At 71.6% G+C, this 6,192-nt stretch carries 8 protein-coding genes; 6 read left to right on the forward strand and 2 right to left on the reverse strand.

All coding sequences use genetic code 11. The features are described 5' to 3' along the window. The first annotated feature begins 40 nt into the window (after positions 1-40). Both ABD120_RS30265 and ABD120_RS30270 read left to right on the forward strand, forming a co-directional pair. Positions 41-1,783 carry a proline--tRNA ligase gene (locus tag ABD120_RS30265; protein ID WP_343953579.1) on the forward strand — a complete coding sequence of 581 codons (1,743 nt, stop codon included), beginning with the start codon at positions 41-43 and terminating at the stop codon, positions 1,781-1,783. A 133-nt stretch (positions 1,784-1,916) separates the two neighbouring features. Beyond that, the gene (locus ABD120_RS30270) at positions 1,917-2,117 is read left to right on the forward strand and encodes a DUF4236 domain-containing protein (protein ID WP_343953580.1); all 201 of its coding nucleotides are present in this window, start codon (positions 1,917-1,919) and stop codon (positions 2,115-2,117) included. A 6-nt stretch (positions 2,118-2,123) separates the two neighbouring features. On the opposite strand, the gene ABD120_RS30275 is transcribed toward ABD120_RS30270, so the two are convergent. Together ABD120_RS30275 and ABD120_RS30280 are read right to left on the reverse strand one after the other, a co-directional pair. After that, positions 2,124-2,540 carry a ferritin-like domain-containing protein gene (locus ABD120_RS30275; RefSeq protein ID WP_343953581.1) on the reverse strand — a complete coding sequence of 139 codons (417 nt, stop codon included), beginning with the start codon at positions 2,538-2,540 and terminating at the stop codon, positions 2,124-2,126. Beyond that, positions 2,537-3,049 (reverse strand): hypothetical protein, encoded by a 513-nt coding sequence (locus tag ABD120_RS30280; protein ID WP_343953582.1) that lies wholly within the window; start codon positions 3,047-3,049, stop codon positions 2,537-2,539. Before ABD120_RS30280 ends, ABD120_RS30275 begins: the two co-directional genes overlap by 4 nt. A gap of 218 nt (positions 3,050-3,267) precedes the next feature. Between ABD120_RS30280 and rimP the strand changes: the two genes are divergently transcribed. The 4 genes from rimP to ABD120_RS30300 all read left to right on the forward strand — a co-directional run. Beyond that, positions 3,268-3,759 carry a ribosome maturation factor RimP gene (gene rimP, locus ABD120_RS30285; RefSeq protein WP_343953583.1) on the forward strand — a complete coding sequence of 164 codons (492 nt, stop codon included), beginning with the start codon at positions 3,268-3,270 and terminating at the stop codon, positions 3,757-3,759. Positions 3,760-3,770: 11 nt separating this feature from the next. Beyond that, positions 3,771-4,775: a transcription termination factor NusA gene (gene nusA / locus ABD120_RS30290; RefSeq protein WP_343953584.1), complete on the forward strand. Its 1,005-nt coding sequence runs from the start codon at positions 3,771-3,773 to the stop codon at positions 4,773-4,775. Beyond that, on the forward strand, positions 4,759-5,070 hold the full coding sequence (locus ABD120_RS30295; RefSeq protein WP_343953585.1) for a YlxR family protein: 312 nt from the start codon (positions 4,759-4,761) through the stop codon (positions 5,068-5,070). Before nusA ends, ABD120_RS30295 begins: the two co-directional genes overlap by 17 nt. 112 nt (positions 5,071-5,182) lie before the next feature. Beyond that, on the forward strand, positions 5,183-6,192 hold a 1,010-nt coding region (locus ABD120_RS30300), incomplete at its 3' end, for a translation initiation factor IF-2 N-terminal domain-containing protein (RefSeq protein WP_343953586.1).

Genomic DNA, 6,192 nt, shown 5'->3' on the forward strand with positions numbered 1-6,192 from the left:
CCTGTAGTCCTTCACTTCACAGGCCGAACAAGGAGTAGCCGTGTTGCTGCGCATGTCGTCGTTGTTTCTTCGCACCCTGCGGGACGACCCGGCAGACGCGGAAGTCCCGAGCCACAAGCTCCTGGTCCGCGCGGGTTACGTCCGCCGCGTCGCCCCCGGCATCTACTCCTGGCTGCCCCTGGGCATGCACGTGCTGCGCAACGTCGAGGCCGTCGTGCGCGAGGAGATGAACACCATGGGCGGCCAGGAGGTCCTCTTCCCCGCCCTGCTGCCCAGGGAGTACTACGAGGCGACGGGCAGGTGGACGGAGTACGGGGACACCCTGTTCCGCCTCAAGGACCGCAAGGGCGCCGACTACCTCCTGGGCCCCACGCACGAGGAGCTGTTCGCCGACATGGTGAAGGGCGAATACTCGTCGTACAAGGACTTCCCCGTCATCCTCTACCAGATCCAGACGAAGTACCGCGACGAGGCGCGGCCCCGCGCGGGCATCCTGCGCGGCCGCGAGTTCCTGATGAAGGACTCCTACAGCTTCGACCTCGACGACGACGGCCTCAAGCGCTCCTACGAGCAGCACCGCGAGGCCTACATCAAGCTGTTCGACCGCCTCGGCATCCAATACAAGATCGTGTTCGCCACCTCCGGCGCCATGGGCGGCTCGGCGTCCGAGGAGTTCCTGGCGCCGACGCCCACCGGCGAGGACACCTTCGTCGCCTGCCACTCCTGCGGGTACGCCGCCAACGCCGAGGCCGTCACCACCCCCGCCCCGCCCGCCCGCGCGATCGAGGACGCGGCCGCCCTCCGGGTGCTCGACACGCCGGGCACCCCCACGATCGAGACCCTCGTCGACCACCTCAACACCCGGCACGGCATGTCGGTGACCGCCGCCGACACCCTCAAGAACGTCGTCGTCAAGGTCTCCACACCGGGCTCCGACAAGGTCGAGACGCTGATCGTCGGCGTGCCCGGCGACCGTGAGATCGACTTCAAGCGCCTGGAGGCCGCGCTCGCGCCCGGCGAGCCCGCCATCTTCGAGGCCGAAGACTTCGCCAAGCACCCCGGCCTGGTGCGCGGCTACATCGGCCCGCAGGTGCTGAAGGACCTCGGCATCCGCTACCTCGTCGACCCCCGCGTCGTCACCGGCACCGCGTGGGTCACCGGCGCCAACGAGCCCGGCAGGCACGCCGTCGACGTCGTGGCCGGCCGCGACTTCACCCCCGACGGCACGATCGAGGCCGCCGAGGTGCGCGCCGGGGACGAATGCCCCCGCTGCGGCTCCGAACTGTCCATCGACCGGGGCATCGAGATCGGGCACATCTTCCAGCTCGGCCGCAAGTACGCCGACGCCGCAGGGCTCGCCGCGCTCGGTCCCGACGGCAAGCCGATCCGGATCACCATGGGCTCGTACGGCATCGGCGTCTCCCGCGCCGTCGCCGTCATCGCCGAGCAGGCGCACGACGCGCTCGGCCTGGTCTGGCCGCGCGAGGTCGCCCCGGCGGACGTGCACATCGTCGGCACCGGCAAGGAGAACCAGGTCGAGGTGGCGCTCCGACTGGCGGAGGAACTGGGGGCGCGGGGCCTGCGGGTGCTCGTGGACGACCGGCCGTCGGTCTCGCCCGGCGTGAAGTTCAAGGACGCCGAACTGCTCGGCATGCCCACGATCCTCGTGATCGGGCGCGGACTGTCCTCCGGCGTGGTGGAACTCCGCGACCGGGTGTCCGGCGCGAAGGAGGAGATCCCGCTGGCGGAGGCCGTGGACCGCGTCCTCGCCGCCTGCTCCTGACCTGACGACCCGGGCGGTGGAGGCTCACCCCGAGCCCCACCGCCGGGACGCTCCCACGCACGTCAGGCGGGGGCGGAACTCGGGGCGGGGGCCGGCCGTTCACAAGGTGTACGGAGATCTCCGAGGAGGGTTCATGGGCTGGCACTACCGTAAGTCGATCAAAGTGGGCCCTTTCCGCATCAACCTCTCCCGCCACGGTGTGAGCCACAGTTTCGGCAACCGCCGCTTCCACGTGTCGACCACCCCTGACGGCCGCCGGCACCTGTCCGTACGACTGCCCGGCGGGCTGCACGTGAGCAAGACGCTGGGCGGCAAGCGCCGGCACTACTACTGAGCACCACTACTGGGCGGGCGACATTCCGGGAAACGCCGTCACGGACGGCCGGAACGAGTAGGACCGCGTCACCGACTCCTGCATCGCGAGCGCCGCGTACCGCCGCAGCGGCTCCTCCCGCGCGGACGCGAGTTCGAGGTAGGTGGCGGTGATGCCCTGCTCGACGTACACGGCCAGCCGTACGGCCTCGGTGGCCGTGGACGGCGTCACGGGCAGCCGGTACGACGGAGCCGCCTCGGTGGGAGCCGCCTGGCGGGCGGTGATCAACGTCCTGAGCTGGTCCCGCCGCGCCCGATGGGCGTCGAAGGCGGCCGTGGCGCGCGAGCGCAGCGTGCCCGTGGTGCGCGCCCCGATGAGCCCGTAGGCGTACACGGCGGCGTGCTCGGCCGCCAGCGCCTTGCGCAGCTTGTCGACGTCCGTCACAGCGACCTCGGCAGGGCCAGCACGTGCAGGGTCTCGCAGGCGCCGATGCTGGCGATGAGCTGGGAGAGCGCGGGCGAGGCGGCGGCGAGCTGACGCGGCCGCAGCGCCGCCGCCCGCCGCTCGACGTCGCGCAGCCGCGTCAGCGACACCTTCTGCGGGCGCGCCGGCGAAGCCCCCGGAGACGCTGTGGTACCCGGAGAGGCCGTGGTACCAGGCTCCGGGGCCGACGCCGAGGGCCGGACGTCGGGGAAGCGCCGGCGCAGCTCGGCCAGATGCGCCTCATGGCGGCCGCGGAAGGGCGTCAGCTTGACGGCACCGGAGGAGATCAGCGTGGAGTAGAGGCCGATGGTGCGTTCCTTGTCGGCCATGAGCTCGCCCACGAGCACCCGCTCGGGATCGACCGGCGGCGGCGAGAGAGCGGCGGGAGCGCCACCGGAGCTGCACCCCGCGAGCCCGACGCACGCCACGCCGCCCGCGAGCAGGTCACGGCGGGACGGTGGACGGCGCACGGGTCAAGACCTCCAGTCGAGCAGGACGCAGATAGCATCGTACGGGCTCACACCCCTGATGGCCGCCAGCCGCGGCTCGGCACAAGCCGAGTGGCGCTCTTTTCGTGCCTTGGTACGGATAGGGTGTCAACTGTCGTCGCTGGCTGCGCGGCCAGGACGTCGAGAGCCGACGGCGAGGTACGCCGGGGCCGAACAACATGACAATAGGGGAGGTCGATGTGGGCAGCGCATCATCCCGCGACCACCTGATGAAGCTCCTGGAGCCCGTCGTCGGCGCGGAGGGTCTCGACCTGGAGGACGTCACGATCACCACCGCGGGCAGGCGCCGGGTCCTGCGCGTCGTCGTCGATCGCGACGGCGGGGTGTCCCTCGACGACGTGGCGGAGGTGAGCCTGGCCGTCTCCAAGGCCCTCGACGACGACGATTCGATGGGTGCGGCCGCGTACACGCTTGAGGTCTCCTCGCCCGGCGTCGACCGCCCGCTCACCGAGCCGAAGCACTGGCGGCGTGCCGCCAAGAGGCTCGTGAAGGCGGAGATGCGTGACGGCTCCGTGGTGGAGGGCCGGATCACGGCCGCCGACGACAGCGGCGTCGACCTCACCGTCGACGGCGCCGAGCGCAGGCTCGACTATCAGGACCTGGCCCGAGGACGGGTGCAGGTGGAGTTCCGCCGCTTCGACGACGAAGACGTCGACGGCGACGAGGGCTAAGGGGGAGCCTCGTGGACATCGACATGAGCGTCCTGCGCAGCCTGGAGCGGGAGAAGGACATCTCCTTCGACCTGGTCGTCAAGGCGATCGAGGACGCGTTGCTGATCGCCTACTTCCGCACCGAGGGCGCTGCCCAGAAGGCGCGGGCGGAGCTCGACCAGCAGACCGGGCACGTGACGATCTGGGCGGCCGAGCTGGATGAGGAGGGGGACGTCCTTCGGGAGTTCGACGACACCCCGTCCGACTTCAGCCGCATCGCCGCGACGACCGCCAAGCAGGTGATCCTGCAGCAGCTGCGGGACGCGCAGGACGAGATCAACTTCGGCGAGTTCGCCAGCCGCGAGGGCGAGCTGGTCTCCGGCGTGATCCAGCAGGGCAGGGATCCGCGCATAGTGCTGGTCGACCTCGGCAAGATCGAGGCCGTGCTGCCGCACAACGAGCAGGTGCCGGGCGAGGACTACCCGCACGGCGAGCGCATCCGCGCCTATGTGGTGCAGGTGAAGAAGGGGCACAAGGGGCCCTCGGTGACACTGTCGCGTACCCACCCGGGGCTGGTGAAGAAGCTGTTCGCGCTGGAGGTCCCCGAGATCGCCGACGGCACGGTGGAGATCGCGGCCGTGGCTCGGGAGGCGGGGCACCGTACGAAGATCGCGGTCGCCTCCCGGAAGGCGGGCGTCAACGCCAAGGGCGCGTGCATCGGCCCGATGGGCGCCAGGGTCCGCAACGTGATGACCGAGCTGCACGGCGAGAAGATCGACATCATCGACTGGTCGGAGGATCCGGCCGAGTTCGTGGGGAATGCGCTGTCTCCGGCGCGTGTTTCCCACGTTGAGGTGCTCGACCTGCCGGGCCGGGTCGCCCGAGTGATCGTGCCCGACTACCAGTTGTCGCTGGCGATCGGCAAGGAGGGCCAGAACGCCCGCCTCGCGGCCCGCCTCACCGGGTGGCGGATCGACATCCGTTCCGACGCCCAGCCAGAGGATGCCGCCGGTTCCGTAGATGCGTCGACACGGTAAGCTGGAATATGGTGGCCGTGCGGCCCCACAGAGAACTTGTGTGGGCTGCAGGGTTCGCGCGGCAAAGTCCGAGCTGCTCCGACTGGTGCTGGTCGGGGATCATCTGGTCCCTGACCTGCGCGGACGGCTTCCCGGCCGGGGTGCGTCACTGCATCCGGTCCTCGGCTGTCTGGAGCTCGCCGAGCGTCGCCGAGCGTTCCCGCGCGCGTTCCGTGTGCAGGGGCCGCTTGACGTCTCGCGAGTGCGGGCGCACCTGAAAGAGGAGAACCACATGTCATGTAGGACGCCGAGTTGATGGGCGGAGTCAGATTGCTATGAGCGCCTGATGAGCACGCGGCGATGAAGACGTCAAGGTAGCGACGGTCCGGACGGCACAGCCAGCCTCCCGGGCCGAGTAAGGGAGTGCAGTGGCGAAGGTCCGGGTATACGAGCTCGCCAAGGAGTTCGGCGTCGAGAGCAAGGTCGTGATGGCCAAGCTCCAGGAAATGGGGGAGTTCGTCCGTTCGGCGTCCTCCACGATAGAGGCGCCGGTCGTGCGCAGGCTCACCGAAGCTCTGGGCGCATCCAAGGGTGGGTCCAGCAGGGGCGGCGGTTCGTCGTCCAACAAGCCGCAGCCGCCCAAGGCTGCTCCTCGGCCGGGTGACCCCCGGCCGGCCGCCGGTGCCGAGGCGCCGGTTCCGTCCCCTCCGCGTCCTGGGCCCAAGCCGGGTCCGGCGCCCAAGCCGGGCCCGCGTCCGCCGGTGCCCATGCCCCACCAGCAACAGCAGCAGCCTGAGGCGCCCGCTCGCCCTGAGGCCCCGCAGGCGCGTTTCGACGCGGGCACGAGTGCTCCTCGGCCCGCTCCGGGCCCGCGCCCCGGTCCCGGTGCGCGTCCCGGCCCGGCCGGTGGCCCCAAGCCCGGCCCCGCCCCGCGTCCGTCGGCTCCGTCCGGCGGAGAGCGCGGCGGCGAGCGTGGCGAGCGTGGCGAGCGCGGTTCGCGTCCCGGTGCCCCGTCCGCAGGCGGCCCGCGTCCGGGTCCCGGGCCGAAGCCCGGCCCGCGTGGTCCGCGTCCCGGCAACAACCCGTTCTCGTCCACCGCGACCGGCATGGGGCAGCAGCCCCGTTCGCCGCGTCCCGACGGCGGCCAGCGTCGTGACGGCGGTCCCCGCGAGCGCCGTGACGGTCCCCCGCGCGACGGTGCGATCCCGCGTCCGCCGCAGGGTCGTGGCGGTCCTCCCGGTGCCGCCGGTCCGCGTCCCGGGCCTCCCGGTGCGGGTGGTCCGCGTCCCGGGCCCGGCGCCGGTGGTCCGCGTCCCGGTGGGCCGCGTCCGAACCCGATGATGATGCCGCAGGGCCGTCCCGCAGGGCCTGGAGGCCCCGGTCGTCCCGGTGGCGGCGGTGGCGGCGGCGGTCGTCCCGGTGGTGGCGGCGGCGGTGG

It is taken from the genome of Nonomuraea longicatena, assembly GCF_039525605.1.
In the GTDB taxonomy this organism is placed as follows: Bacteria; Actinomycetota; Actinomycetes; order Streptosporangiales; family Streptosporangiaceae; genus Nonomuraea; species Nonomuraea longicatena.

What these genes read in the sequence shown, in the direction of transcription:
- ABD120_RS30270 (WP_343953580.1), top strand. Translation starts at nt 1,917, where the DNA reads ATGGGCTGGCACTACCGTAAGTCGATCAAAGTGGGCCCTTTCCGCATC.
- ABD120_RS30295 (WP_343953585.1), top strand. Translation starts at nt 4,759, where the DNA reads ATGCGTCGACACGGTAAGCTGGAATATGGTGGCCGTGCGGCCCCACAG.